The 25,691-nt window shown below is 47.5% G+C and carries 26 protein-coding genes and 1 pseudogene; 24 read left to right on the top strand and 3 right to left on the bottom strand.

Annotated features, from left to right (window positions below; all coding sequences use genetic code 11):
- Nucleotides 1-20 precede the first annotated feature (20 nt).
- The 13 genes from topA to G4D54_09825 all read left to right on the top strand — a co-directional run bounded on the left by topA (nt 21) and on the right by G4D54_09825 (nt 12,584).
- Nucleotides 21-2,267, top strand: a complete 2,247-nt coding sequence (gene topA / locus G4D54_09765; protein ID QJA02699.1) for a type I DNA topoisomerase — start codon at nt 21-23, stop codon at nt 2,265-2,267.
- A complete protein-coding gene (locus tag G4D54_09770; GenBank protein QJA02700.1) occupies nt 2,264-3,562 on the top strand; it encodes a methylenetetrahydrofolate--tRNA-(uracil(54)-C(5))-methyltransferase (FADH(2)-oxidizing) TrmFO in 1,299 nt (432 codons plus the stop codon). Before topA ends, G4D54_09770 begins: the two co-directional genes overlap by 4 nt.
- Complete coding sequence (gene xerC / locus G4D54_09775) at nt 3,562-4,470, top strand: tyrosine recombinase XerC (GenBank protein QJA02701.1); 909 nt, start codon at nt 3,562-3,564, stop codon at nt 4,468-4,470. Before G4D54_09770 ends, xerC begins: the two co-directional genes overlap by 1 nt.
- Nucleotides 4,442-4,651 carry a hypothetical protein gene (locus G4D54_09780; protein QJA02702.1) on the top strand — a complete coding sequence of 70 codons (210 nt, stop codon included), beginning with the start codon at nt 4,442-4,444 and terminating at the stop codon, nt 4,649-4,651. Before xerC ends, G4D54_09780 begins: the two co-directional genes overlap by 29 nt.
- Nucleotides 4,642-5,595, top strand: coding sequence for a 30S ribosomal protein S2 (gene rpsB / locus G4D54_09785; protein ID QJA02703.1), 954 nt, complete (start codon nt 4,642-4,644; stop codon nt 5,593-5,595). Before G4D54_09780 ends, rpsB begins: the two co-directional genes overlap by 10 nt.
- A gap of 36 nt (nt 5,596-5,631) precedes the next feature.
- Nucleotides 5,632-6,519: an elongation factor Ts gene (locus G4D54_09790; GenBank protein QJA02704.1), complete on the top strand. Its 888-nt coding sequence runs from the start codon at nt 5,632-5,634 to the stop codon at nt 6,517-6,519.
- Between the two features lie 199 nt (nt 6,520-6,718).
- Complete coding sequence (locus tag G4D54_09795) at nt 6,719-7,432, top strand: UMP kinase (protein QJA02705.1); 714 nt, start codon at nt 6,719-6,721, stop codon at nt 7,430-7,432.
- Between the two features lie 4 nt (nt 7,433-7,436).
- The gene (gene frr, locus G4D54_09800; GenBank protein QJA02706.1) at nt 7,437-7,979 is read left to right on the top strand and encodes a ribosome recycling factor; all 543 of its coding nucleotides are present in this window, start codon (nt 7,437-7,439) and stop codon (nt 7,977-7,979) included.
- A gap of 171 nt (nt 7,980-8,150) precedes the next feature.
- Nucleotides 8,151-8,855, top strand: a complete 705-nt coding sequence (locus G4D54_09805; protein QJA02707.1) for an isoprenyl transferase — start codon at nt 8,151-8,153, stop codon at nt 8,853-8,855.
- A 1-nt stretch (nt 8,856) separates the two neighbouring features.
- Nucleotides 8,857-9,630 carry a phosphatidate cytidylyltransferase gene (locus G4D54_09810; protein ID QJA02708.1) on the top strand — a complete coding sequence of 258 codons (774 nt, stop codon included), beginning with the start codon at nt 8,857-8,859 and terminating at the stop codon, nt 9,628-9,630.
- Nucleotides 9,627-10,793, top strand: a complete 1,167-nt coding sequence (locus G4D54_09815) for a 1-deoxy-D-xylulose-5-phosphate reductoisomerase (protein QJA02709.1) — start codon at nt 9,627-9,629, stop codon at nt 10,791-10,793. The genes G4D54_09810 and G4D54_09815 overlap by 4 nt, the downstream gene beginning before the upstream one ends.
- Nucleotides 10,790-11,848 carry an RIP metalloprotease RseP gene (rseP, locus tag G4D54_09820; GenBank protein QJA02710.1) on the top strand — a complete coding sequence of 353 codons (1,059 nt, stop codon included), beginning with the start codon at nt 10,790-10,792 and terminating at the stop codon, nt 11,846-11,848. The genes G4D54_09815 and rseP overlap by 4 nt, the downstream gene beginning before the upstream one ends.
- A gap of 247 nt (nt 11,849-12,095) precedes the next feature.
- Nucleotides 12,096-12,584, top strand: a complete 489-nt coding sequence (locus tag G4D54_09825; protein QJA02711.1) for a hypothetical protein — start codon at nt 12,096-12,098, stop codon at nt 12,582-12,584.
- A gap of 104 nt (nt 12,585-12,688) precedes the next feature.
- On the opposite strand, the gene G4D54_09830 is transcribed toward G4D54_09825, so the two are convergent.
- Nucleotides 12,689-13,816 carry a transglutaminase gene (locus G4D54_09830; protein ID QJA02712.1) on the bottom strand — a complete coding sequence of 376 codons (1,128 nt, stop codon included), beginning with the start codon at nt 13,814-13,816 and terminating at the stop codon, nt 12,689-12,691.
- 70 nt (nt 13,817-13,886) lie between these two features.
- Nucleotides 13,887-14,153 carry a 30S ribosomal protein S20 gene (rpsT, locus tag G4D54_09835; protein QJA02713.1) on the bottom strand — a complete coding sequence of 89 codons (267 nt, stop codon included), beginning with the start codon at nt 14,151-14,153 and terminating at the stop codon, nt 13,887-13,889.
- A gap of 104 nt (nt 14,154-14,257) precedes the next feature.
- Here rpsT and G4D54_09840 point away from each other — a divergent pair, with 104 nt between their 5' ends.
- From G4D54_09840 to G4D54_09855, 4 genes are all read left to right on the top strand, one after another.
- On the top strand, nt 14,258-15,133 hold the full coding sequence (locus tag G4D54_09840; GenBank protein QJA02714.1) for a GPR endopeptidase: 876 nt from the start codon (nt 14,258-14,260) through the stop codon (nt 15,131-15,133).
- Between the two features lie 80 nt (nt 15,134-15,213).
- On the top strand, nt 15,214-16,170 hold the full coding sequence (locus G4D54_09845; protein ID QJA02715.1) for a stage II sporulation protein P: 957 nt from the start codon (nt 15,214-15,216) through the stop codon (nt 16,168-16,170).
- 6 nt (nt 16,171-16,176) lie between these two features.
- Nucleotides 16,177-16,473, top strand: coding sequence for a hypothetical protein (locus tag G4D54_09850; GenBank protein ID QJA02716.1), 297 nt, complete (start codon nt 16,177-16,179; stop codon nt 16,471-16,473).
- 115 nt (nt 16,474-16,588) lie between these two features.
- On the top strand, nt 16,589-17,500 hold the full coding sequence (locus G4D54_09855) for a methionyl-tRNA formyltransferase (protein ID QJA05183.1): 912 nt from the start codon (nt 16,589-16,591) through the stop codon (nt 17,498-17,500).
- Between the two features lie 57 nt (nt 17,501-17,557).
- Here the strand turns inward: G4D54_09855 and G4D54_09860 are convergent.
- Nucleotides 17,558-17,692, bottom strand: a pseudogene (locus tag G4D54_09860) (helix-turn-helix domain-containing protein).
- Here G4D54_09860 and G4D54_09865 point away from each other — a divergent pair.
- From G4D54_09865 to pnp, 7 genes are all read left to right on the top strand, one after another.
- Nucleotides 17,691-17,837 (top strand): hypothetical protein, encoded by a 147-nt coding sequence (locus G4D54_09865; GenBank protein QJA02717.1) that lies wholly within the window; start codon nt 17,691-17,693, stop codon nt 17,835-17,837. The pseudogene G4D54_09860 and the gene G4D54_09865 sit on opposite strands and share 2 nt — an antisense overlap.
- 300 nt (nt 17,838-18,137) lie before the next feature.
- Complete coding sequence (gene lepA, locus G4D54_09870; GenBank protein ID QJA02718.1) at nt 18,138-19,946, top strand: elongation factor 4; 1,809 nt, start codon at nt 18,138-18,140, stop codon at nt 19,944-19,946.
- Nucleotides 19,947-20,036: 90 nt separating this feature from the next.
- A complete protein-coding gene (locus tag G4D54_09875) occupies nt 20,037-20,879 on the top strand; it encodes a hypothetical protein (protein QJA02719.1) in 843 nt (280 codons plus the stop codon).
- A gap of 9 nt (nt 20,880-20,888) precedes the next feature.
- A complete protein-coding gene (gene hemW, locus G4D54_09880; GenBank protein ID QJA02720.1) occupies nt 20,889-21,992 on the top strand; it encodes a radical SAM family heme chaperone HemW in 1,104 nt (367 codons plus the stop codon).
- The gene (locus G4D54_09885) at nt 21,989-23,017 is read left to right on the top strand and encodes a winged helix DNA-binding domain-containing protein (GenBank protein ID QJA02721.1); all 1,029 of its coding nucleotides are present in this window, start codon (nt 21,989-21,991) and stop codon (nt 23,015-23,017) included. The genes hemW and G4D54_09885 overlap by 4 nt, the downstream gene beginning before the upstream one ends.
- A gap of 122 nt (nt 23,018-23,139) precedes the next feature.
- Nucleotides 23,140-23,406, top strand: a complete 267-nt coding sequence (gene rpsO, locus G4D54_09890; protein QJA02722.1) for a 30S ribosomal protein S15 — start codon at nt 23,140-23,142, stop codon at nt 23,404-23,406.
- 88 nt (nt 23,407-23,494) lie between these two features.
- Complete coding sequence (gene pnp, locus G4D54_09895; protein QJA02723.1) at nt 23,495-25,672, top strand: polyribonucleotide nucleotidyltransferase; 2,178 nt, start codon at nt 23,495-23,497, stop codon at nt 25,670-25,672.
- Nucleotides 25,673-25,691: the final 19 nt, after the last annotated feature.

The raw sequence follows: 25,691 nt of genomic DNA on the forward strand, positions 1-25,691 counted from the left end.
TAATTGCTAGGAGGCATAACATGAAAAATCTGGTTATTGTGGAATCCCCTTCCAAATCCAAAACCATAGAAAAATACCTGGGTGGCGACTATCATGTTGTTTCATCCAAAGGACATATACGTGATCTTGCGACAAGCGGCAAGGGTGGTCTGGGAATCGATGTTGAGAATGATTTCGAGCCGACCTACAAGGTCAGCAGTGACAAACGCGCAGTCGTTAAGGAGCTGAAGGACCTCGCGAAAAAAAGCGATCATGTATATCTGGCAAGTGACCCCGACCGTGAGGGAGAGGCGATTGCCTGGCATCTGGCAAATGTGCTGGATTTGAATATGGAAGAAGAAAACCGTATCATCTTCAACGAAATCACAAAGCATGCAGTGGTGGAGGCGTTTGAGCATCCGCGTACGATTGATCAGGACCTGGTGAAATCCCAGGAGGCACGGCGTATGCTGGACCGCATCATCGGCTTTAAGCTGTCCAAGCTGTTACAGAGTAAAATAAAAAGCAAATCCGCAGGCCGTGTGCAGTCGGTGGCACTGCGCCTGATCGTTGAACGGGAAAATGAAATCCGCGCGTTTAAGAGTGAGGAATACTGGACACTGGCTGCCAATATTGAAAAGGATGGAAAGATGTTCAGCGCATCCTTAAACAAGATTGACGGCAAGAAGGCTGACCTGAAAACGCAGGAGGAGGTCAATGCGGTCATCGAGCGCTGCTGTCATGACTTCATTGTCAGCAGCATTGAAAAGAAGGTTCGCAAGAAAGAAGCAAGAATGCCGTTCATCACCTCCACCCTGCAGCAGGAGGCAAGCACCAAGCTGGGCTTTGGAGCAAAGAAAACCATGCAGATTGCACAGAAGCTGTATGAGGGACTTCCGCTTGCGGGAGGAGTCAGCGAGGGTCTTATTTCCTATATGCGTACCGATTCCACACGACTGAGTGATCAGTTTGTCAAGGATGCGGAAAGCTATATCGAAGAAACCTATGGGAAGGACTACAAGGGACGTGCCCGTCAGAAAAACAGTGAAAATGCACAGGATGCGCATGAGGCCATTCGTCCGACGAGTATTCTGAATACGCCGGCAAGAGTCAAGGAATATCTGACAAATGATCAGTATAAGCTGTACAAGCTGATTTATGCCAGAACGCTGGCATCCTTAATGGCGCCAAGCAAAAGCAATGTGGTCAATGTACAGATCGTATCCGATGGCTGTGAGTTCAGTGCCAACGGCTCCATTCTTACCTTTGACGGTTATCTGAAAATCTACAGCGATTATGAAACTGTTAAGGATGAAATGCTGCCAATCATGGAAGAACAGGAAACGCTCAAGGATGTTGAGCTGGAAGGTAAGCAGCACTTCACCGAGCCGCCGCTTCGCTACAGTGAGGCCCGCCTGATCAAGGATCTGGAGGAAAAGGGAATTGGACGTCCGTCCACCTATGCAATCATCATTGATACACTGCAGGCCCGCGGCTATGTCTCTTTGGAGCGCCCAAGTGAGGGCAGTAAGACGAAGGTCTTCATCCCCAGTGAACAGGGCGAGCTGACCGACACCAAGCTGCAGGAATTCTTCAGCGGCATCATCAACGTATCCTATACGGCGAATATGGAGCATCACCTGGACGAGATTGCGGCAGGAGAGCGAAACAATATTGAAGAGGTTCGTACCTTCTATAATGAATTTGAACCGCTGCTGCAGAATGCATATGAGAATATGGAAAAGAAGGAGCTGGAGCGCACCGGAGAAAAATGTCCGGACTGCGGGAACGACCTGGTGTATCGCATCGGGCGTTTCGGTAAATTTATCTCCTGCATCAACTTTCCGGAATGCCGCTATACCAAAGGTGAGGATGAGGATGAAAATGCTGTGGAGGAGGTCTGCCCGAAATGCGGAAGCAAGATGGTGACGAAAAAAGGACGCTACGGCTCCTTCCTTGCCTGCAGCAATTACCCGGAATGTAAATATATCAAAAGCAACAAGACGAAGGAAGAACCGGAGCCTACCGGAGAAATGTGTCCGGACTGCGGTCATGAGCTGGTAAGAAGAAAATCCCGTTTCGGTACGACCTTTATCGGCTGCAGCAATTATCCGAAATGCCGCTATATCAAAAAGGAACCGAAGAAGGAAAAAGCGGAAGGGGATGATAAGGCAGCACCGAAGAAAAAGGCAGCTGCCAAGAAAACGACCAAGAAGGTTGTGAAAAAGGCAGTGAAGAAACCCGTGAAGAAGGCTGTGGAAGCAGAGGCAGAAGGCAGTGAATCATGATGGATAAGGTAACCGTTGTCGGAGCCGGTCTGGCAGGCTGTGAGGCGGCGTGGCAGCTGGTAAAGCGCAAGATTCCGGTACGGCTTGTGGAAATGCGGCCGAAAACGTCCTCACCGGCACACCACAGTGAAAACTTTGCGGAGCTTGTGTGCTCCAATTCCCTTCGCTCGGATTCCCTGAACAATGCGGTTGGGATTTTGAAAGAGGAAATGCGGCATCTGGATTCCATCATCATGGAGAGTGCGGATGCCACACGGGTTCCGGCCGGCAGTGCGCTGGCAGTGGATCGTCAGGCCTTTTCCCGGCGTATTACAGAACAGCTGAAACAGCATCCGCTGATTGAGGTCATACAGGAAGAGGTAACACAGATTCCCGATGGTCCCTGCATCATTGCCAGCGGTCCGCTGACAAGCGATGCATTAAGCAAAGCCATACAGGAATACACCCATGCGGATTATTTCCATTTCTATGATGCGGCCGCCCCGATCATTGAAAAGGACAGCATTGATTTTTCTAAGGCATATATCAAATCCCGTTATGATAAGGGAGAGGCTGCCTATATCAACTGTGCGATGAGCAGGGAGGAATTTGATGCCTTTTACGAGGAGCTGATTCATGCGGAAACCGCACAGCTGCACGAGTTTGAGGATGAAACCTACTTTGAAGGCTGTATGCCGTTTGAGGAAATGGCACGCCGCGGACGGCAGACGCTGCTGTTTGGGCCGATGAAGCCGGTTGGACTGGAGCGTCCGGATGGAACGACACCGTATGCGGTTGTCCAGCTGCGTCAGGATAATGCCGTGGCAAGTCTGTATAATATCGTCGGCTTTCAGACGCATTTAAAATGGGGGGAGCAGAAGCGTCTGCTGTCCATGATTCCCGGCTTAGAGAATGTTTCCATTGTGCGCTATGGTGTCATGCACCGCAACTCCTATCTGTGTGCACCGAAGGTTCTGCGCCCCACCTATCAGCATGTCCAGCGGGATGATCTGTTCTTTGCCGGTCAGCTGTGCGGCGTGGAGGGCTATGTCGAAAGTGCGGCCAGCGGACTTCTGGCTGGGATGAATATGGCCAACCTCATGCGTGAGAAAGCAGTCGTGGAGCTGCCGGATACGTGTGTCATCGGATCGATGGCGCACTACATCACTCATGCCAGCGAGCGCTATTTTCAGCCGATGAATGCCAACTTCGGAATTATGCGTCTGTTGGAAAAGGTAAAGAAGAAGGAACGCAAGGAGGCATTTGCCAATCAGGCGCTATCCGTAATCGATACATACAAAAAGGAGTTTGACTGATGGAGGAACTGCTTGCGCGGTTTCTGCAGTACATGGATTCCCTCAACAGCGGCAGTGTGCATACACGCGCCGCCTACCAAAGAGATATACGCGAGTTTATCTCTTTTTTGCAGGAAGAGGGAATTGAGGAGCTGCAGGATGCAGATCGCATCATCGTCATGAACTACATTGCCTCTTTGCGTGAGAAGCCCGGGGTCAGCGGAGAAATGAAAAATTCCACGATTGCCCGCAAGCTGTCCTCCCTTCGTTCCTTTTACCGCTATCTGAATGAATATGTGGGAATCACGCAGAATCCGTTTCTGTATTTTAAGACACCGAAGCGCGCCAAGCGGATACCGGAGTTTCTGTTTTATGATGAAATGGATACCTTTTTGAGCAGCTTTGATCTGGACACGCCGGACGGACTGCGGGATCGTGCGATGTTTGAGCTGATGTATGCCTGCGGTCTGCGGGTCAGTGAAGCGGCCTCCCTTCGGTTATACGATATCGATCTGCACGATCGCATCCTCACCATACACGGTAAGGGAAACAAGCAGCGCATTGTTCCCTTTTATGCGCTGGCAGGAGAGTTGCTGGAGCACTATCTTCAGGAGGTGCGTCCACAATGGATGAAGGAGGAACACGATATCGTGTTCATCAATCAGCGGGGGAAGGGGCTGACCACGCGCGGCATACAGTACCGCATGCAGCTGGCCGCTGATACCTGTTCGCTTTCCGTGCATGTGCATCCGCATATGTTCCGGCATTCCTTTGCGACGCATCTTTTGGATAACGGTGCCGACCTGCGTGTGGTACAGGAGCTGCTGGGACATGCATCGCTATCGACAACGCAGGTATATGTCCATGTGACACAGGAGCGGCTGAAGAAGGCCTACACGCATGCACACCCGCGTGCACAAGAAAAGTAAAAAAACTATTGAAAAGAACAATGAATGTGATATAATAAACAACGGTGCGAACACGCACACTACACACATCATGGATTCGGCAGCCCGTGCTTCGAGACGCAGTGTATGCGTCAATGACAAGTTGCTGCCGCGTGGAAGTGATGGAGGCGTAACGGAAAGTGAGGATATATCATGTCAGTAGTAACAATGAGAAAATTATTGGAATCTGGTGTACATTTCGGTCATCAGACTCGCAGATGGAACCCAAAAATGAAACCAAACATCTATGCAAGCAGAAACGGTGTTTACATCATCAATCTGGAGAAAACTCTGGAACAGCTGGACACTGCATATGCGGCAATGAAAGATATCGCTGAAAAAGGCGGAAAGGTACTGTTCGTAGGTACGAAGAAACAGGCACAGGCTGTGGTTGTTGAGGAAGCGCTTCGCTCCGGAAGCTTCTTTGTAAATCAGAGATGGCTGGGTGGTCTGTTAACAAACTACCGTACGATTCAGAAACGTGTAAAACGTCTTGTTGAAATCGAAGAGATGGAAGCAAACGGAACACTGGACCTGTACCCTAAGAAAGAAATCGCACAGGTGAAGAAGCAGAAGGCTCGTCTGGAAAACTTCCTGGGCGGAATCAAGGAAATGAAGAAGCTGCCAAACGCAATCTTCGTTATTGATCCAAAAGAAGAACACAATGCTGTTGCAGAGGCTAAGAAGCTGGGAATCCCTGTATTTGCAATGGTGGATACAAACTGTGACCCTGAAACAGTCGATTACCCGATTGCTTCCAATGATGATGCAATCCGTTCCGTAAAACTGATTACAACTCTGATGGCAGATGCTATTGTAGAAGCTAAGGGTGGTCTGTTAAGCGTTGCTCACAATATTGATGAGAACGAAAACGATGTAACGATGAAGGATGTTATCATCAATGTGGAAGAGCAGATTGCAGAAAACGAAAGACGTCGTCGTCAGAGAAACGAGGAACGTCGTAACCGTCGTCCTTATGACCGTAACCGTAACGGACGCAATGCAAAGGCTCCTTACCAGAGACGTGAAAACGTACGACCTGCTGCAGACAGCAGACCGGCGAATAACGATTCCGCAAGAAGTGAAGCACCTAAGACTGCTGAATAATCAGAAAAACATAAGAATATAAATGGAGGAAAGATCATGATCACTGCTGCATTAGTAAAAGAATTACGTGAAAAAACAGGCGCAGGAATGATGGACTGCAAAAAGGCTCTGACAGAGTGTGATGGCGACATCGCAAAGTCTATCGACTGGCTGCGTGAAAAGGGTATTGCAAAGGCTGCCAAGAAGAACGACCGTATCGCTGCAGAAGGTCTGACACGCGTTGGTGTGGAAGGCAACACCGGAGTTATTTTCGAGGTAAACTCTGAAACGGACTTCGTTGCAAAGAACGAACAGTTCCTGGAGCTGCTGGAAACAGTTAAGAATGCACTGATTTCCAACAAGCCTGCGGATCTGGATGCTGCACTGGCTTGCACGGTGAACGGTGAAACCATTGCGGATCTGGTAACAACTGCGACAGCCACGATCGGAGAAAAAATCTCTCTGCGCCGTATGGCTGTAGTTGAAAAGGCGGACGATGAAGTATTTGCTTCCTACATGCACATGGGCGGAAAGATTTCTGCGCTGGCTGTATTAAAGGGTGCGGATGAAAAAGTCGCTAAGGATATGGCAATGCAGATTGCAAGTATGAATCCGCAGTATGTCTCTCGTGATGACATGCCGGTTGAGGTTGTTGAACACGAGCGTAAGGTACAGACTGAAATCGTGAAAAACGATGAGAAGCTGGCCAGCAAACCGGAAAAGGTTCTTGCCGGAATCATCGAAGGAAAGGTTTCCAAGAATCTGAAGGACGCTTGTCTGGTTGAACAGGAATTTTTCCTGAATCCTGACCAGAAGGTAGGACAGTATCTGAAGGAACATGCTTCTACTGTCGCAAGCTTTATTCGTTACGCAGTAGGTGAAGGAATCGAAAAACGTGAAGATAACTTTGCTGAAGAAGTAATGAGCCAGGCATTTGGTAAATAGGACACTCTTTGTGTCCTTTTTTTAAGGAAAGGCAACGTAAACAAATACAGAGAAGCAGACGGGTGTGCTTGTGACAACATTTATAAAATGGAAAAAAACAGCACATTCCTCTTCCTTTTTGAAAGCTTTTTCTTTATAATAAGAACGAAAGGATTTCATAATCCATACATACGAAAAAATGATAAAGGTGGACGTAATTATGTACAAACGAGTATTGCTGAAATTAAGCGGAGAAGCATTGTCCTCTCCGGGGAATTCCTTTGATCCCAAAATTCTTGCTTCCCTGGCAAAGGAACTGAAACAGGTGCATGAGCTTGGTGTGGATCTGGCAATCGTTGTCGGCGGGGGAAATTTCATCCGCGGCAAGATGGCGGAAACCATGGGTATCGAACGTGTGCAGGCAGACTATATGGGGATGCTGGCAACTGTAATCAATGCACTGGCAGTACAGAGTGCGCTGGAGCAGGAAGGTGTTCCTACCCGTGTACAGACAGCGATTGAAATGCAGAAGGTTGCTGAACCGTTTATTGTGCGTCGTGCAAACCGTCATTTGGAAAAAAGCCGTGTTGTCATCTTTGGTGCCGGAACAGGAAATCCATATTTCTCAACGGATACCACAGCAGCTCTTCGTGCGAGCGAAATCGGAGCCGATGTGATTCTGATGGCAAAAAACGGCGTGGACGGTGTTTACAACGCGGATCCGAAGATCAATCCGGATGCAGTAAAATATGACACGCTTACGTATATGGACCTAATTCAGGAGGGGCTGGCTGTCATGGATACGACAGCTACCAGCATGTGCATGGACAATGACATCGATCTGGTGGTGTTCAATATGAATGAGCACGGCAATATCCTGAAGGCTGTACAGGGGGATATTACGGGAACCGTTATCACAAAGGAAAGGAAGTAATACTATGGAAATCTTAAATCATGCGGAAGAAAAAATGAAGAAGGCTGTAGCCGTACTGGAGGAGGATCTGAAAACGATTCGTACCGGTATAGCACACGCATCTCTGCTTGACCATGTGCAGTTTGAATATTATGGAAGCCCGACACCGATCAATCAGGTGGCATCCGTTAAGGTTGTTGAGGGACGTCAGCTTGTCATCAAGCCGTATGACCGCGGCACGCTGAAGGACATTGAACGTGCGATTCAGACAAGCGATACCGGTCTTGTTCCACAGAGTGATGGAGAAGTTATTCGTCTTAATGTTCCAGCGCTGACAGAGGAGCGCCGTAAGGAGCTGGCAAAATCCGCTCATAAAATGGGAGAGGAAGCAAAAATCGCTATCCGTAATATCCGTCGTGATGCAAATGATGCAGTGAAGAAGGATAAAGAGCTGACAGAGGACCTGAAGAAGGATGCACAGGAGAAAATCCAGAAGCTGACGGATAAAATCGGAAAGTCCATTGATTCTGCTGTGGATACAAAAGCAAAGGAAATCATGAAGGTTTAAACACATACAGGAGATGTCTGGCAAGCAGCATCTCTTTTCTTGTGCCATATGTAAAAAAAGGGAATCAAATTCAGCTGTATAGCTGTAAAAGTATGGTAGTTCATGGAAAGTATGGTATAATAATTCTGTTCTGATGAACACGCGATAATGATTGTAGGAGGATGAATCCTTATGGATACAAGAATCATACCGCAGCACATTGCCATCATCATGGATGGAAATGGACGCTGGGCTAAGAAACGAGGTCTGCCGAGAACTGCCGGACATAAGCAGGGCGCGGAAAATATAAGAAAAATCGCCATCGCATGCAATACGATGGGAGTGAAAGCACTGACCTGCTATGCGTTTTCCACGGAGAACTGGAAACGTCCGCAGGATGAGGTTGATTATCTGTGCAAGCTTCCGAAGCTTTTTTTTAACCGCTATCTTGCAGAGCTGAAAAAGAATAATATCAAGGTAACCTTTCTCGGGGAAATCGAACGCTTCCCGGATGAGACACGCCGTGTCATTACCACAGCCGTTGAGCAGACGCAGGAGAACACGGGGCTGATTCTCTGTCTGGCTGTCAATTACGGTTCCCGCCGTGAAATCACATTGGCCGCGCAGAGATATGCACAGGATGTACAGCAGGGGAAGGTGAGCCCGGAAATCGACGAGGATGCTTTTGGCAGCTATATGATGACAGCGGATATGCCGGAGCTGGATTTGATGATCCGCACGAGTGGAGAGCTGCGTATCAGCAATTTTCTGCTTTGGCAGCTGGCCTATGCGGAGCTTATATTCACACCGGTGGCCTGGCCGGATTTCTCACAGGAGGAGCTGAATAGAGCCATCGATGAATTTAATCACAGAAACCGCAGATTTGGAGGTCTGTAATATGAAGACCAGGATTATTACAGCGCTGCTGATCATCCTCTGCGTAGTCCCGCCACTGGTATACGGCGGCTGGCTGATTGATCTGCTGATTGCGTTTATTATTGTTGCAGGCGGCATTGAGCTGCTGAATCTAAAGGAACAGGATGCAAAATGGCCTCTGGGAATCAAGACACTTGCGATTGTGGCAGTCTTTGTACTGGTTTTAAGCGATGAACGGCTGCATGTTGCCTTGCTTGGTGTCTCAGCACTTATCTTTTTATCCATACCGGTATTCACAGATCGCTTTCATGCCAAGGATGGCTTCCTGTGTATTGCCTATGTGACGTTCTTCTTTGCAATCGCACGCTGCTTTCTGCATATTTACGGAACCAATCGCATGTATGTGTGGTTTATCATCATCGCCACCTATGCGTGTGATACCGCTGCGTATTTCTGCGGACGGTTTTTAGGGAAGCATAAGCTGAATGTACGTATTTCTCCAAAAAAGACATGGGAGGGCTCCATTGGCGGGTGGCTTTTCGGCGCTCTGTTATCCTTTGCCTTTGCCTGGTTTATGATCGATACGATGACGCCGCTTCAGATGATGATTGCTTCCGCAATTCTGACGGTGACCGGACAGATTGGTGATCTTGCGTTCAGCGCTATTAAGCGCAACTTCGGTATTAAGGATTTTTCCGATCTGCTGCCTGGACATGGCGGTGTGCTGGATCGGGTGGATTCTCTTGTCTTTAATTTTATTTGTTTTGATCTGATACTGGTGGTGTTGATGTTATGAAAAAAATAATGCTGCTTGGTGCCAGCGGAAGTATTGGCACCCAGACTCTGGATGTGGTAAAGCATCATAGTTCTGAATTTGAAATCATAGGATTAAGTGTCGGCTATAATATGAAAAAGCTGGCAGAGATATTGGATGCCCTGCCAAAGGTGCGTCAAGTCTGCGTGGCGCAGGAAGCGGATATGGAGGATATGCAGAAACGCTATCCCAGCCATTCCTTCTGCTTTGGCGATGCCGGACTGAAGCAGCTTGCCGCAAATCCGGATTACGATGTTCTGGTGAATGCGGTCGTCGGCTTTCGCGGACTTGTACCGACACTGACAGCCATTGAGCATCACAAGACGGTAGCCCTTGCCAACAAGGAGAGTCTGGTTGCCGGGGGACCGCTGGTAAAGCGTGCCCTAAAAGAGCATCCGGTTGCGCTGTATCCCATTGACTCCGAGCATTCCGCAATCTTCCAGTGCCTGCAGGGGAATGCGCTGAAAGAGGTCGATAAGCTGATTATTACGGCAAGCGGGGGAAGCTTTCGTGACCGCAGCCGTGCTGAACTTGCGGATGTCACCGTAAAGGAGGCCCTGCAGCATCCCAACTGGGACATGGGCGGACGCATTACCATTGATTCCGCTACCATGATGAACAAGGGCTTTGAGGTGATCGAAGCACATTATCTGTTTGATATTCCTTACGATGCAATCGATGTGGTGATCCATCGCGAGAGTATTATCCATTCCATGGTGCAGTATCGTGACCATGCGATCATGGCACAGCTGGGAACAGCAGACATGCGCCTGCCAATTCAGTATGCATTATCGTATCCCTCCCGTCTGGAAATGAAAAATGCCGAGCCGTTTGACTTTCAGCGGACCTTTGCACTTCATTTTACGCCTGCCAGCGAGGAGCGCTATCCTCTGCTGAAGCTGGCCTTTGCGGTTGGCAGAAAAGAAGGAAACCTGGGCGCAGTTATGAATAGTGCGGATGAGGAGGCCGTTGCGTTGTTCCTCGATGGGAAAATCGGTTTTCTGGATATCGAGCGCTATATTATAAAGGCAGTGGAAGCTGCTGCATACATCGCGCATCCTTCTCTGGAAGAGGTTATAGAGAGTGATGCCTGGGCACGGGAATTCGTGCACAGGGCGTGGAAAGGAGGAATGTGTACGGTATGAGCAATATAGTAAATATTATTTATTTTATTCTGATTCTGAGTGTTATCATTATCGTTCATGAGCTGGGACATCTGATTGCTGCCAAGCGTTTCGGTGTCTACTGCAAGGAATTTTCTATCGGTATGGGCCCTGTTGTTTATCAGAAGCAGATCGGTGAAACTGCATGGTCCATCCGTGCTCTTCCGATTGGCGGCTTTGTGGCGATGGCCGGAGAAGAGGATGATGATGAGGCAGAGGAACTGGATATTCCATATGAGCGCACATTAAACGGCATCAAGCCGTGGAAGCAGATCGTTGTTATGGCGGCAGGAGCTGTCATGAATGTCCTGCTGGCGTGGGTGCTGTTTATTGGCATTACCGCGTATCAGGGTGCTGTCAGTGTCCCGGGAAAGGCACTGGTTGCCTCAGTACAGGAGAATTCCGCAGCAGAGAAGGGTGGAATGAAGGCCGGGGATGAAATCATCCGTGTGAAGAACGGTAATGAGGTTCTGGAGCCGAAGACCTTCAACGATGTTGTAGAATTTATCCAGTATTATAATGGTGATACGGAATTTACCGTATTGCGGGATGGGAAGCAGGTAACGCTGCATTTCACACCAACGTATGTCAAGGATGAAAGTAAGTATATTCTCGGGGTTCTTCAGCAAAATGAAATCAAAGAGATTTCACTGCTGGAATCCATACCATACGGTACAGAAAAAATGGTAGATTCAGTAACGACTATTTTTGAATCCCTTGGAAAGCTGGTACAGGGTGTCGGCTTGAAAAATCTGAGCGGGCCTGTCGGTATCTATCAGGTAACGGCCCAGATCACGCAGACCGGTCTGCTGTCAACGATTGCACTGATTGGACTGCTTTCTGTCAACGTCGGCATTTTCAACCTGCTGCCGATACCGATTCTGGATGGTGGACGTATTTTTATCGTTTTGATTGAAACCCTCATCGGGCGTAAGCTGAACGAGCGTATACAAAGTGCCATCATGATGGCCGGTCTGCTGATGATTGTCGGTATTATGGTTCTGGCAACCTGGAATGATATATCGCGTCTGTTTTAACATATCGTATTGTAAAAGGAAGCAGTTAAAATTCTGCTTCCTTTTATCTTCTTTTTCGGCTTTGCAATCAAAGTCTTGCAGACGTTGCAGAATAGATTTATAGTATAGATAGATAGGATGTACCGCAGAGCTTTTCCTGATTATGGAAGTGCAGTCTTTCCACCCTGATTAACATGAAGAATGACGGGGATCATCGTGTATTGATAACAGAAAGGCAAGCAGGGGAAAGCGTAGGCGGTGTTTGAACATGGCCGGTGCCTGTTGGACGGCTCCGGTTAGGGCAGAGAGTGAAAGGGGAAGTGAAATGGATTCCTTTGCATATACGAGAAATTATGATAATATCGCTTTGTTTGACAAGCACACAAGACGCTTTACCTTCATACTGGGGGATGGGGGTATATATTCCTATGATGCTATAAAAAAAGCAAGAAAGTCATTGGAATATGTGGGAACACCATTAGAAAATGCGTTTGCTAATATAGGCAGAATCGGGCCAGGAAATGCCTTTTCATCAGGTTCAGAAAAGGTGCAGGTACGTGTAAAGCTGTTTTTCACAGATGGTACTTTCACATATGGGTATGTATCTAAAGAAACAGTACAAAAGGGCTCTTTACAATACCATAAAGAAATTGCAAAAGCTGAAAAGGTCGTAAAGGTACTGAATACCATCGCTCGTAAAAACCGCAAAGAGGATGCCGATCAGGATTTTCTAATCAAAATAAGGAGAATAAAATAACCTTGGTATTCATGCAGCTTGCTGCTGTATGTGGAATGAGTAAGGGATAAAAAAGATTTCAAATGCTGTCCGGCTATCCTCGGTCACATTCGAAATCTTTTTCTTTACCAGTAATTCAGAAAGAAGCAGTAATTCTCATCCAGACTGTAATACTCAAATTCCTGCGGATTGTAGCCTGCGCTCTGGAAGAGGTCAAAGATATGCTGGGAGCGCAGCAGCTGCTTGACCTGCTCATATGTCTGCCTGCTGTCACACTTGATGGCCAGACAGGGATCGGGATTGTTGATGTTGGAGGCAATGATCCCGATGATCTGATTTTCATCATAGCCCTTCAGATACGCGTCTCTTTGATAAAAGAAGCTGTCCTTATATGCAGCTGTCTGCTTGATTTCCTGCTGTGGGGCATAGATGTTTTCTACCTCCGCACTGGTCATTGCAAAATAGGCGTAGCGGTAATTGTTATAGCTTTTCTCAATCTTGATATCACCAAAGGTGGGGTCCAGATAATACCACTGCTTATCCATCTGCACCATATTGATGACATGATATTCCTCCGGGTTTTCAATGACCTGTACCAAAATAATCGCATTGGGGATATGCAGCTGATCCAGCAGATATTTGAAGCTTTTGGAATACCCGGCACAGACTGCCTTTTTATCCAGAAATACACTGAGCATATTCTGATTGTTTTCTTCCTTGTTTACATAATCACTGCGATCAATGATCCAGTCATACAGAAGCTTCACTCTTTCGTAATCAGTCTGCTTTGCTTCCGCTTTCTGTAATATCTCGGCAGCGACGGCATCCACCTGCTTTTGCAGGTTTGCTGTTTCCTCCTGATCGTATGCATAGGAGGGATACAGTGTCACACTTTCCTTATCATCGGATTCTTTGTAATTGTATTCGTAGTTCGACCAGAACAGCTCGGGATGATCGAAGGTAACGGCATCAAAGAGCTTCATGACATAGGGCATACTGCAATCCAGCAGTACAGAGGATTCATGATGCAGCAGAGCACCGTAGAGCCGGTCATAATCATCCTGCAGATTTTCATGCAGCAGGGAGCGCTGGTATTTGTAGCAGGTATCCTCATTGATTGCCTTGCTGTTTTGAATGGATGTCTGCTTCAATTCAACAGCAGGATCCTTCTGCTCTTTCTCTTCCGCCTTCTGCGTGGCACTGCAGCCGAACAAGATAAGGGAAGTCAGCAAGATTATGCCATAGCGTTTCATATAATCCTTCCTTTCCCCTCTATACTATCATAGCATGAAATGAAAAAAAACAGAACCTCTGTCCTGTTTCTTATGCAGCAATAGCGTTGATTGCTTTAGCCAAACGTGATTTCTGTCTTGTTGCGTAGTTTTTGTGGTGAATACCCTTCGCAACAGCTTTATCTAATTTAGAACTTGCTTCGTTGTAAGCAGCAGCTGCGGCAGCTGCGTCTTTTGCGTCAACAGCAGCCAGAACTTTTTTGATGGAAGTTCTCAATGCAGATTTCTGAGCACTTACAGCCAAGTTTCTTTTGTTGTTGGTTTTTACACGTTTTTTCTGTGATTGGATCTGTGGCATGTTGCACCTCCTAGTTTTCAATTGCCAATAAATTATATCAAAAAGAATATGAAAATGCAATAATAAGGTGAAAAAAAACCATACTATGGAAGAGGTGTATAAAAATGGCAGAACCATATCAGATACGTAGTGATTTTGCGGATGAAATCATATCCGCAGATATCCAGTCAAAAACCTATGAGCATATCGAAAAAAAGAATGATTACATTCGCAGCAATTATATTAAGGTCCTTTGTGATGAAAATGAGCTGGGCAAGCATAAGGGGGATTATGTTTCCATTGAATGTCGTGATCTGGATGATCATGTCGTCCGGGAAAATATGATTGATGCAATTCAGGAGAATCTGCAGCATATGAGTGATAACATGCATGTGACGCTGAAAAAAATTCTTGTGGTTGGATTGGGAAACCGCTTCATTACCTCGGATGCACTGGGGCCGCAGGCGGCAAATGAAATCCTGGTGACCGCCCATCTGTATGAGCATGAAGACCCTGCCTATTTAAAGGGAACACGCAATGTTGCGGTGCTGCAGCCGGGTGTTATGGGACAGACCGGTCTGGAGTCGCTGTCTATTGTCCAAAGCGTTGCGCAAAGCTATCAGCCGGATCTGGTCATTGCCATAGATGCACTGGCTACCCGTAATATCGCAAGGATCAACCGCGTCGTTCAAATCAACAATACCGGTATTCAGCCGGGAAGCGGCGTTGGAAATCACCGGATGTCACTCTGTGAGAAAAGTCTGCATATTCCCGTTATCGCCATCGGTGTGGCCACGGTTACCAGCATCGGTGCCATCCTGCATGAAACCCTCGAGGTCAGCGGAGAGGAAAAGCAGCATATTCTGCAGAAGATACAGGACAGCAATTATCTGAATCTTGTCGTAACGCCTAAATCCATGGATGATGAATTGAAGCATCTGGTCTATATCGTTTCCGAAAGTCTGAATCGCTTCCTGCATCCCAACTATGAACAGCTGTAATGTCGGATTTTGTCATCCATAGTTTAACATGAAAGCACGCCCGGCCACATATGGTGGTAGAGAAGGGAGTGCTTTTTTCTATGAAATCTACATGTAAGCTTCTCGTTAAAGTATTCGTACTGATTGCCTTTCTCTATCTGACACCCTTTGCCAGCGGTTTGAAGCACTGCTTCCGCAATGCAGATGATCTTTTGAATAATTTTGTTTATAAGCAGAAGACGATCAACAGCTCCCTTTCACTGAAGGATTCCTTAAATGTATTGTCCTACAATTCCAATCTGACGATTCCCAAGGAGGACATCAGTGAGGTGGAAACGACACAGGATAATCCGAGTGTTGTGCCGAAGACGACAGACGAGCAAAAGGATACCTCGCAAAGCAAGGATGACGGTAAGAACAATAAGGCTGAAAACAGTGACAAGAAAACGGAAGAAAAATCCGAGGATAAAAAAGTAAAGAGTACCGGAAAACGGGTATATATCTACGACACCCACCAGGATGAAAGCTATAAGGGTGGCAAAACGGTGCTGGATGCTGCGGCAATTCTGGCGCAGAAGCTGGAGGACCGCGGCATTAAGGTGGTTCTGGAAACCAATGATTTCATCCGTTACCGTGATACGCATGGACTGACGTATAATGAATCCTATGTGGTATCCTATAAATATCTAAACGAAGCGCTTGTGAATTACGGCGGCTTTGATATGTGTCTGGATCTGCATCGTGACAGCATTCCAAGGGAAGCGAGCTATATCAATATCGATGGTAAGAATTATGCCAAGGGGATGTTTGTTGTCGGTGGTCTTGGGAAAAATGCCAAGACGGCAACCAAGCTGTCCACGACATTAACTGACACGATCAATGCAAAGAAGAATGGTATCATGAAGGGGGTCATGACAAGGGAGGCCTATTATAATCAGGAGGTTGCCAAAAACATTGTATTGATGGAGCTTGGCGGTGATGTAAACACCTTCGAGGAGGTTTCAAACTCCCTGGATGTTATTGCAGACGGTATTCATGATGTACTGACAAAGGAGTGATTTTATATGAAGCGATTTCTGGCGGATGCCATTCTGATTTGTATTCTTGTATCGATCGGCTCCTATATCAATCAGCAGGGGTCAGATGATACGCGAAATCTCGTTCAGGAGCAGGTGGAGAGCTTTGAATCGGATGTTGCGCAGAATCGAGTTGTGAAAGCACAGAACGATCCAGTCGCATTAAAGGATATTGAGGAAAACCGCGCTTCCCAGCTTGCGAAGAGCAGCAGTGAGGCAATTGTATCCACAATGAAGGGATGTGTACAGATGTTTTCCGATGTATTCGATGGACTGTTGCATTAGCTGTCATACCCAAGAGGAAGACAGTTTGTTAAAGTAGATGCAAACGAACGCACAACATGTTATAATGCCTACTGAGGTGATTAGCTTGGATAATAAACAAATACGAATTCTGTTCATGGGCACGCCGGAAATTGCCGTGTCTATGTTGGAACGGCTGTGGAGTGACGGCTATCGGATCATCGGTGTTGTCAGTCAGCCGGATAAAAAGGTAGGAAGAAAGCAGGTGCTGCAGATGCCGCCGGTAAAGCAGGCAGCTTTGGCACATGATATCGCCGTGTATCAGCCAATCCGAATACGGGATGATTATGAGGAGCTGATGCAGCTGGATATCGATTTGATTGTAACCTGTGCATATGGGCAGTTCATCCCTTCGAAGCTGCTGGAGCATCCGACCTATGGCTCAGTCAATGTGCATGCATCGCTGCTGCCAAAGCTGAGAGGCGGGGCACCGATTCATAAGGCAATCATCGAAGGGCATGCGGAAAGCGGTGTATCCATCATGCGCATGGTGAAGAAAATGGATGCCGGTGCTGTCATGGCGCAAAGTCATGTGACGATTGAAGATGAGGATACGATGGGGTCCTTGTATGATAAGCTGGCCGTTTCCGGTGCACAGCTGCTGAGTGAAAGCATTCCGAAAATCATTGACGGAAGTGCTGTCTTCGTGGAACAAAACGAAGCGGAAGCAACGTTTGCCTACACCATTCAAAAGGAAGAGGAGCATGCTGATTTCAGGAGAGATGTAGAAAGCGTCTATAATCATATCCGTGGTCTGATTCCTGCACCCTGTGCCTATGCGCTTGTAAATGGCAAAAAGCTGAAATTCCATAAGGTGCGCAGACTGAGCAAAAAGGGAAGTGCCGCCTGCGGAGAAATCATCGGTATGGTGGACGGCGGTTATGCGATTGCCTGTGCCGACGGACTGATTCTGGCAGATGAGCTGCAGCTGGAAGGAAAAGCGAAGATGGAGGCAAAGGTCTTCTTTAACGGCAGCGGGAAAAATCTGATTGGCTGTATCGTGGAATAATGAAATAGAAAAAGAAGGTGTCCGGTGGGATGCCTTCTTTTGTGGGTAATCACATTATTATTTAGCTGTTTTATTTTCTTCCCATTCCATAATCTGAAAGGGCTGAACCTTCAAAAAGGTGCAAACCTTATCTAGTGTCTCCGTTGTGACAATTTGATGGTTGCTCAATTTACTGATGGTTCGAGATTATATGAATAAAATAGAAGTATTGAATTTCTATGATGAATTAACAAACGACCAGAAACAGAGTTTTATGATGCTGATGGATACTCTGGGAGTACTTTGCGAAAAGCGTAGCAGAGAAGACAATATCTCGGTACGTGAAAGTATGCTGTAACATGACTGTATTGACGCCATTGCGTATTCTGTTGTTAGTAAAGCAATAAAACAAAGGGTTATGTATCATATAACGGTTATGCTTTTTTATACAGTTGCTGAATAAAGAAAGGACCCGTCTCCTACAACGGGTCCTTCTTTGTTAGAAAAATTCTAACGTAAAAAGGCTCTCTCATCCTTTTCCACTAAACTTTAGCACTACTCCTTGAAAAGGTCAAGAGGAATTGCTCCCCACGTACTAAATTTGCTTTCCATCCCACAACTTTCCTGTTATAATAGTCCTTGCGTTAGGAGTGAGAGTATGGATCAGAAACACATAAGAAACTTTTCAATCATCGCCCATATTGATCATGGGAAATCAACTCTGGCCGATCGTATTCTTGAAATTACAGATACTGTTGAACAGCGGGAAATGAAGGAACAGCTGCTGGATACCATGGATTTGGAACGGGAGCGCGGCATCACGATCAAGCTGAATGCCGTACAGCTGAAATATAAAGCGGAGGATGGACAGGATTATATTTTCCATCTGATCGATACACCGGGACATGTCGATTTTACATATGAGGTATCCCGTTCGCTTGCGGCCTGTGAGGGAGCCGTTCTGGTTGTGGATGCGGCACAGGGCATCGAGGCACAGACACTGGCCAATGTCTATCTGGCTTTGGATAATGATTTGGAAATCATTCCGGTTATCAATAAAATTGATCTTCCCAGTGCACAGCCGGATGTTGTGCGCAAGGAAATTGAAGATGTAATCGGACTGGATACCGGCGATGCACCTTTGATATCGGCGAAAAACGGTTTGAATATCAAGGATGTACTGGAAGCGGTCGTACGCAATGTACCTGCACCGTCCGGGGATCCGCATGCTCCGCTGCAGGCACTGGTGTTTGACTCTTTATACGATGCATACCGCGGTGTTATTGCCTATGTTCGTGTCAAGGAAGGTACTCTGCGGGTTGGTGATCATATCCGGTTTATGGCCAGTGGTGCGGAATACGAGGTGCTCGAGGTAGGTATCCGTAATCCGAAGGAAGTCAAAAAGGATGTACTGGAATGCGGTGAGGTAGGCTGGGTTTGCGGCTCTATCAAATCCATTAAGGATGTGCGAGTCGGAGATACCATCACCCATGCGGATCATGCGGCAAACGAGCCGCTGCACGGATATCGGGAAATGAACCCGATGGTATACTGTGGGCTGTATCCCATCGATTCCAGTAAATACAACGATTTGCGGGATGCTTTGGAAAAGCTGCAGCTGAATGATGCCTCCTTGCAGTTTGAAGCAGAAACCTCGCAGGCACTGGGCTTTGGATTTCGCTGCGGCTTTCTGGGACTGCTGCATATGGATGTCATTCAGGAGCGCATCGAGCGGGAATACCGCATTGATCTAATTGCGACGGCACCTTCCGTTGTCTACCATGCATATCTGACGGACGGCTCCGTACTGTCCATTGATAATCCATCTCTGCTTCCGGATGTGCAGAAAATCGATCATATCGAGGAACCGTTTGTCCGTGCCAGCATTATGACGCCGAATGATTATGTCGGACCGATCATGGAGCTGTGTCAGCGCAAGCGTGGAAATTATAAGGATATGGTCTATATTGATGAGGGCCGTATGAATGTGATCTATGAGCTGCCACTGGGAGAAATCGTGTTTGATTTCTTCGATAAGCTGAAATCCTGCACAAAGGGATATGCGTCTTTGGATTATGAGCTGATCGGTTATCAGACGAATAAGCTTGCCAAGATGGATATTCTGTTAAACGGGGAAATCGTAGATGCCTTAAGCAGTATTGTACATCGGGAGTTTGCTTATCCAAGAGGACGTGCCATTTGTGAAAAGCTGAAGAAGCTGATTCCAAAGCAGCAGTTTGAAATTCCGATTCAGGCTGCGATCAATGGAAAAATCGTCGCACGTGCAGATATTAAATCCTTGCGAAAAAACGTGCTGGCGAAATGCTATGGAGGGGATATCTCCCGTAAGAAAAAGCTTTTGGAGAAGCAGAAGGAAGGAAAGAAGCGCATGAAGTCCGTCGGTAGTGTGGAGGTGCCGCAGGAAGCCTTCATGGCGGTGCTATCCATGGACGATGATGATAAATAAACAGGTCGAAAATGATCTGTTTTTTTCTGCTTTTGTCGATTGCTTCCAGCTGCCTGCAAATCCGTGCTACACTGTTGATGAGGTGAACATATGTTTGAAGAAACCAGAAAGTATACAGAGGAAATCTATGTCAGTAAAGAGGAGCTGGCCCAAAGGCTTGAGCTAACAGGTGTCGTGCTGGATGCGGTCTGGAAGCAGGTGGAGGATTATCGTGCACTGCTTCGCCGCAGCTTCTGCTTTGACGATCTGCATGCGGATATTGTTATGACAAGGGCCCTGTGTGCAAAGCTGCAGCAAACTACAGAGCTGCTGTATCGCTGTCCATTGCAGCGCCCCTTTTCTGCGGCTGTTCAAAAAAGCGTCCTGCTTGCAGGGAATTATCCGCATTGGCTGTATAAGGTAGGCGAGCTGTTGGCGCTTGCACCGCTGCCGCATGGACTTGTGACATTTCTGGAGCAGGAGGAGGAGCCGCTGTTGCTGCGTATCTTTTTTCTATCCATGTTTACAGGAGAGCGCGCCTATCTGGACTGCCTGCTGGTACATGAGCGCTGTCATGCACCGTTTACTTTTGCGATGGAGGAAAAGCAAAACAGAAAGACTGCAGGGGATCTGAGTGTACGCTTTCTGCATTTTCTGGAAGATATCCGCTTGCAAATCTCACGATCCATGCTATCATTAACGGAAACGGATGTCACCGCCTGTCAGACGATGCAGCTACAGGAGCTGCTGGAGCAGTATCCGATGCTCAGTGAACAGCAGCTGATGTTCTATGTCGATCATCGACAGCCATACCGCTATTACACCATACGGCAGTTTATGGAATATGCTGGCGTGTGTAATGAAACAGCGCGCTGTGCCATGGAGCTTCTGGTGAAGCAGCACTGCTATCAGCGGCGGAAAATCGGTAAAAAATACGTATATTATACGGTTTAGGAGGTTTGTATGAAAGCTGTTTATGTCCATGTGCCCTTTTGCAGAGATATCTGCGCCTATTGTGATTTTACCCGGTGCCGCTATCATGCGGGACTTGCGGACCAGTGGCTGATTGCTGTAAAGCGGGAGCTGCAGGAAAAGCTTGCGCAGGTTTCGGTAGAAACAGTGTATATCGGAGGTGGAACCCCGAGTGCATTAAACAGCAGACAGCTGGAGCAGCTGCTGAAGCTGCTCGCCCCATATACGACACAGGTACAGGAATATACGGTGGAAGCGAATGTGGAATCACTGGATGAAGATAAAATGAAGCTGCTGAAGCGGTATGGCGTCAACCGTATTTCACTGGGCGTGCAAACTCTGCAGCCCGTCCTTCTGTCCATCATCGGGCGAAGGCATACAAGAGAAGAGGTGGTGGAGCGGATTCGGCAGCTGCACCAGTATGGTATTCATAATATATCCATTGATCTCATATATGGTCTTCCACAGCAGACGATGGAGATGTGGCAGGACGATTTGCAGGACATTGTACAGCATTTTCAGATATCTCATATTTCGCTGTATGCCCTTACCATCGAGGAGCATTCTCAGTTCGGGCGTGACGGTGTAGAGAATATCGATGCGGATGTGGAAACGGATATGTATCTGTATGCAGTGTCCTATCTGAAAAAGCATGGCTTTATACAATATGAAATCAGCAATTTCGCAAAGCCGAACGCAGCATCCCTGCACAATCAGATGTACTGGAACTATGAGGATTTCTGTGGAATCGGATGCGGTGCCAGCGGAAAGAGCGGACATATCCGCTATGATAACACCCGCAATCTGCATACCTATCTGCAAAAGGGCAGCTGTCCGGATATCATTGAGCTGAGCAGACAGGATGAAATGTTTGAGATGCTGATGATGGCGCTAAGGATGAAGAAGGGGATGAGTCTCTCTCTGTTTCGGGAACGCTTTGCGGCTGATTTTGAAACAATCTATTCTGCACCGCTTCAAAAGAATATCGCAAATGGCATGCTGCAAGTGAAGGATGATCATGTTCGTACAACGGAAGAGGGCATGCTGCTGCTCCATGATGTACTTGTTGATTTTTTATCGGAGGAAACGTTATGAAGGAAGCGGAACGCAAACGAAAAATACTCTACCATCAGCATCTGACCTCACGCTGTGATGCACAAACAGCTGCACGGGATGTGTTGGCGCTGCAGGCGCAGTTTCTGCGGCATGCACAAATGTCACTGCGCCTCAGAACAAGGGATGATTCATGGAAGCAATGGGTCAAGCAGAGTGTGAAAACACGTGCCTTTCGCGGAACGCTGCATCTGCTGGATGCGGAAGACCGCCTGTTGATCACCTCGGCGCTGTGGAAGGATTATGAGCATCGCAAGTACTATATGGCCCGCTATTATACACCGCAGGAGGAACAGCTTTTCTGCAATGCGATCCTTGATCTGCTGCAGCAGGGCATCTGCGGACGCCGCAAAATTTATACAAGGCTGGTTGCGATGGGGCTGGATGAAAAGCTGTGTGAGCTGGCCTGCTCCAGCTGGGACGGCCTGTTTGCTGTCCTGAATATTCAGGGAAAGGTGATGTTTCAGCATGCGGCATCACGGGAATTTGCCTATGCTCCGATATCGCTGCGAAGCGATCTGGATGCCTGCCGCAAAGAGCTTGTATACCGGTATCTGAAGGGCTATGGTCCGGTAACGCTGCGGGATGCCTGTTATTTCTTCGGCTGGAAAAAGAAAGAGCTGGAGGCTGTATTGCAAAAGATCCATAATGTACAGATGAGTGATTGCAATGGATCTACCGTGTATGAGCTTCCTGAGGAAATCGACGCCTATCCCCGTATCCCCACCGCCGTGTTTCTCAGTGGCTTTGATCCGCTGATGCTGGGCTATGAAAAGCATGAAAACCCGTTTTTGCCGCAGCGCCATCTGCGCAGGGTGTTCAATCTGCAGGGAATCGTATATCCCTGCTTCCTGTATAAGGGAAATGTTGCAGGACGCTGGAAGCTGGAAAAGGAAACCCTGCAGCTACAGCCGTTTGAGGACTTTGATGCTCTGCAGAGGCAGCAGATCGAAAAAGCAGCGAAACGACTGCTTCAGCCTGCACGAATCATATGGGCGGATTTCTAAAAAATGCTTGCATCCAAGCAGTAACTGTGCTATGATAGCAAAGGTTTTATACTTGGTCTACGCGCAATATTCCTCAGCGGTTCACTCAGTATGGAACGAATAAGAAAACAGGAGGAAAGAACATGTTATTAAAAAGCGAAAAACAGGCGATTATGAAAGAGTATGCACGTTTCGAAGGAGACACAGGCTCTCCGGAGGTACAGGTAGCTGTATTGACTTACAGAATCAACCAGCTGACGGAGCACTTCAAGGAGCACAAGCACGATTACCACTCTCAGCGTGGTCTGATGAAGATGGTTGGTCGTCGTAGAAACCTGCTGGCATACCTGAAGAATAAAGATCTGAACCGTTACAAGGAACTGATTTCTCGTTTAGGACTGCGGAAGTAGTAAAAAAGCTCGAAAAGAGCTTTTTTTCTTTTATTGGCTTTTAAAATATGATATCATGGTAAAGATAAGAAAAATAGAGGTGAAGAACGTGGCGAAACAGGTATTTCGTTTAGATTTCTGTGGGCGTGGGCTCACAGTGGAAACTGGTGAAGTGGCAAAACAGGCAGGTGGAGCTGTCCTGGTCAGATATGATGACACCGTTGTATTATCAACAGCTACAGCCAGCAAGCAGGCGAAGGAAGGCATTGATTTCTTTCCGCTGACCGTTTTATTTGAAGAAAAGCTGTATTCAGTTGGTAAGATTCCCGGTGGATTTTTACGCAGAGAGGGAAGACCGAGCGAGCATGCGACGCTGACGGCCCGTATGATTGACCGTCCGATCCGTCCGTTGTTTGCGGACGGCTTCCGCAATGAGGTACAGGTTGTGAATACGGTATTATCCGTAGATCAGGACTGTACACCGGAAATGACCGCAATGTTTGGGGCATCCCTGGCACTGTGCGTTTCCGACATCCCGTTCAACGGTCCGATTGCCGGTGTAATGGTAGGACGCGTGGATGGCGAATACATCATCAACCCGACTCCGGAGCAGCTGGAGAAGAGTGATATCAACCTGACGGTTGCCGGTACAAAGTATGCCGTAAATATGGTAGAGTCCGGTGCGAAGGAAGTTAGCGAGGAAGCAATGCTGGGTGCTATCATGTTCGGTCATGAGCACATTAAGCAGCTGGTTGCCTTTCAGGAGGAAATCGCAGCAGCCGTTGGAAAAGAAAAGATGGAGGTTAAGCTGTATACCGTGGACGAGGACATCGACCGCGAGGTACGTGCACAGTTTGAACAGGCAATCCGTGATGCGGTATCCATCGAAAAGAAGCTGGAACGCTATGGCAAAATTGACGAGCTGACAGAGGAAGCTGTCGCTGTTTTTGATGCTAAGGAATATGAAAACGAAGCCGCAAAGGCAAAGGTGCTCAAGCAGGTAAAACAGATCTGCCACAGTATTGAGGCAGACGAGGTCCGCCGCTTGATCATTGAAGATAAAGTGCGTCCGGACGGTCGTAAGATTGATGAAATCCGTCCGCTGGATTCCCAGGTTGACATCCTGCCAAGAGCACACGGCAGTGCGCTGTTTACCCGTGGGGAAACACAGGTGTTAAGCGTTACGACGCTGGGACCGATGAATGACAATCAGATTATCGATGATTTAACGGAAGTGGAAACAAAACGCTTCATGCATCACTATAACTTCCCGCCGTATTCCGTAGGGGAAACAGGACGTATGGGAAGTCCCGGCCGTCGTGAGATCGGTCATGGTGCACTGGGTGAGCGTGCACTGTCCCAGGTACTGCCGAGTGTTGAGGATTTCCCTTACACAATCCGTACGGTTGCCGAGGTAACCGAATCCAACGGTTCCTCCTCTCAGGCATCCATCTGTGCCGGAACCATGTCTTTGATGGCAGCCGGTGTTCCAATCAAGGCGCCGGTGGCTGGTATTGCCATGGGTCTGATCATGGATGAGGAAAATGGAAAGTATACCGTACTGACGGATATTCAGGGTATGGAGGATCACTTCGGTGATATGGACTTTAAGGTTGCCGGTACAAGCAAGGGTATCACGGCACTGCAGATGGATATCAAGGTGACAGGAATCACCAGAGAAGTATTTGAAGAAGCTCTGGCACAGGCGAAGGTTGCCCGTGCGCAGATTCTGGAAAATATGATGGCAGCCATCAGCGAACCGAGAGAAGATGTCGGAACCTATGCTCCGAAGATCGAGCAGTTCTATATCGATCCGGAAAAGATTCGTGAGGTTATCGGGCCAAACGGCAAGATGATCAACAAGATCATTGAGGCGAGCGATGATGTTAAAATCGATATTGAGGACGACGGACATGTGGTCATTTACCATATGGATCGTGCGGCAATCAATCATGCAGCGGATATGATCCGTGATATCGTACGGGAAGCCAAGGTCGGCGATATTTACGAGGGCAAGGTTGTCCGTATTGAAAAATTCGGTGCCTTTGTTAATCTGTTCCCGGGGACGGATGGACTGCTGCACATTTCCAAAATCAATCATGAGCGTGTCAACAAGGTGGAGGATGTATTAAACATCGGGGATACCGTTCGTGTCAAGGTTACGGAAATCGATGACCGCGGCCGTGTGAATGTCAGCGCCAAGGCACTGCTTCCTAGACCAAGAACGGAAAAGAAGGAAGAGGATGCGAAGCCTGCAGCTGCTGCGGAGGATAACAAAGAAGCATAAAATCATTACGGAGGCAATC

Source organism: [Clostridium] innocuum (assembly GCA_012317185.1).
GTDB classification, from domain to species: Bacteria; Bacillota_I; Bacilli_A; order Erysipelotrichales; family Erysipelotrichaceae; genus Clostridium_AQ; species Clostridium_AQ innocuum.

Coding starts and splice junctions, on each gene's coding strand:
- G4D54_09825 (QJA02711.1), top strand. CDS start 12,096: ATGGCCGGTGCCTGTTGGACGGCTCCGGTTAGGGCAGAGAGTGAAAGG.
- G4D54_09830 (QJA02712.1), bottom strand. CDS start 13,816: ATGAAACGCTATGGCATAATCTTGCTGACTTCCCTTATCTTGTTCGGC.
- hemW (QJA02720.1), top strand. CDS start 20,889: ATGAAAGCTGTTTATGTCCATGTGCCCTTTTGCAGAGATATCTGCGCC.
- topA (QJA02699.1), top strand. CDS start 21: ATGAAAAATCTGGTTATTGTGGAATCCCCTTCCAAATCCAAAACCATA.
- G4D54_09840 (QJA02714.1), top strand. CDS start 14,258: ATGGCAGAACCATATCAGATACGTAGTGATTTTGCGGATGAAATCATA.
- G4D54_09810 (QJA02708.1), top strand. CDS start 8,857: ATGAAGACCAGGATTATTACAGCGCTGCTGATCATCCTCTGCGTAGTC.
- G4D54_09805 (QJA02707.1), top strand. CDS start 8,151: ATGGATACAAGAATCATACCGCAGCACATTGCCATCATCATGGATGGA.
- G4D54_09885 (QJA02721.1), top strand. CDS start 21,989: ATGAAGGAAGCGGAACGCAAACGAAAAATACTCTACCATCAGCATCTG.
- G4D54_09770 (QJA02700.1), top strand. CDS start 2,264: ATGATGGATAAGGTAACCGTTGTCGGAGCCGGTCTGGCAGGCTGTGAG.
- G4D54_09865 (QJA02717.1), top strand. CDS start 17,691: ATGAATAAAATAGAAGTATTGAATTTCTATGATGAATTAACAAACGAC.
- G4D54_09855 (QJA05183.1), top strand. CDS start 16,589: ATGGGCACGCCGGAAATTGCCGTGTCTATGTTGGAACGGCTGTGGAGT.
- rpsT (QJA02713.1), bottom strand. CDS start 14,153: ATGCCACAGATCCAATCACAGAAAAAACGTGTAAAAACCAACAACAAA.
- lepA (QJA02718.1), top strand. CDS start 18,138: ATGGATCAGAAACACATAAGAAACTTTTCAATCATCGCCCATATTGAT.
- xerC (QJA02701.1), top strand. CDS start 3,562: ATGGAGGAACTGCTTGCGCGGTTTCTGCAGTACATGGATTCCCTCAAC.
- rseP (QJA02710.1), top strand. CDS start 10,790: ATGAGCAATATAGTAAATATTATTTATTTTATTCTGATTCTGAGTGTT.
- G4D54_09790 (QJA02704.1), top strand. CDS start 5,632: ATGATCACTGCTGCATTAGTAAAAGAATTACGTGAAAAAACAGGCGCA.
- G4D54_09780 (QJA02702.1), top strand. CDS start 4,442: ATGCACACCCGCGTGCACAAGAAAAGTAAAAAAACTATTGAAAAGAAC.
- G4D54_09850 (QJA02716.1), top strand. CDS start 16,177: ATGAAGCGATTTCTGGCGGATGCCATTCTGATTTGTATTCTTGTATCG.
- G4D54_09845 (QJA02715.1), top strand. CDS start 15,214: ATGAAATCTACATGTAAGCTTCTCGTTAAAGTATTCGTACTGATTGCC.
- G4D54_09815 (QJA02709.1), top strand. CDS start 9,627: ATGAAAAAAATAATGCTGCTTGGTGCCAGCGGAAGTATTGGCACCCAG.
- rpsO (QJA02722.1), top strand. CDS start 23,140: ATGTTATTAAAAAGCGAAAAACAGGCGATTATGAAAGAGTATGCACGT.
- G4D54_09795 (QJA02705.1), top strand. CDS start 6,719: ATGTACAAACGAGTATTGCTGAAATTAAGCGGAGAAGCATTGTCCTCT.
- G4D54_09875 (QJA02719.1), top strand. CDS start 20,037: ATGTTTGAAGAAACCAGAAAGTATACAGAGGAAATCTATGTCAGTAAA.
- rpsB (QJA02703.1), top strand. CDS start 4,642: ATGTCAGTAGTAACAATGAGAAAATTATTGGAATCTGGTGTACATTTC.
- frr (QJA02706.1), top strand. CDS start 7,437: ATGGAAATCTTAAATCATGCGGAAGAAAAAATGAAGAAGGCTGTAGCC.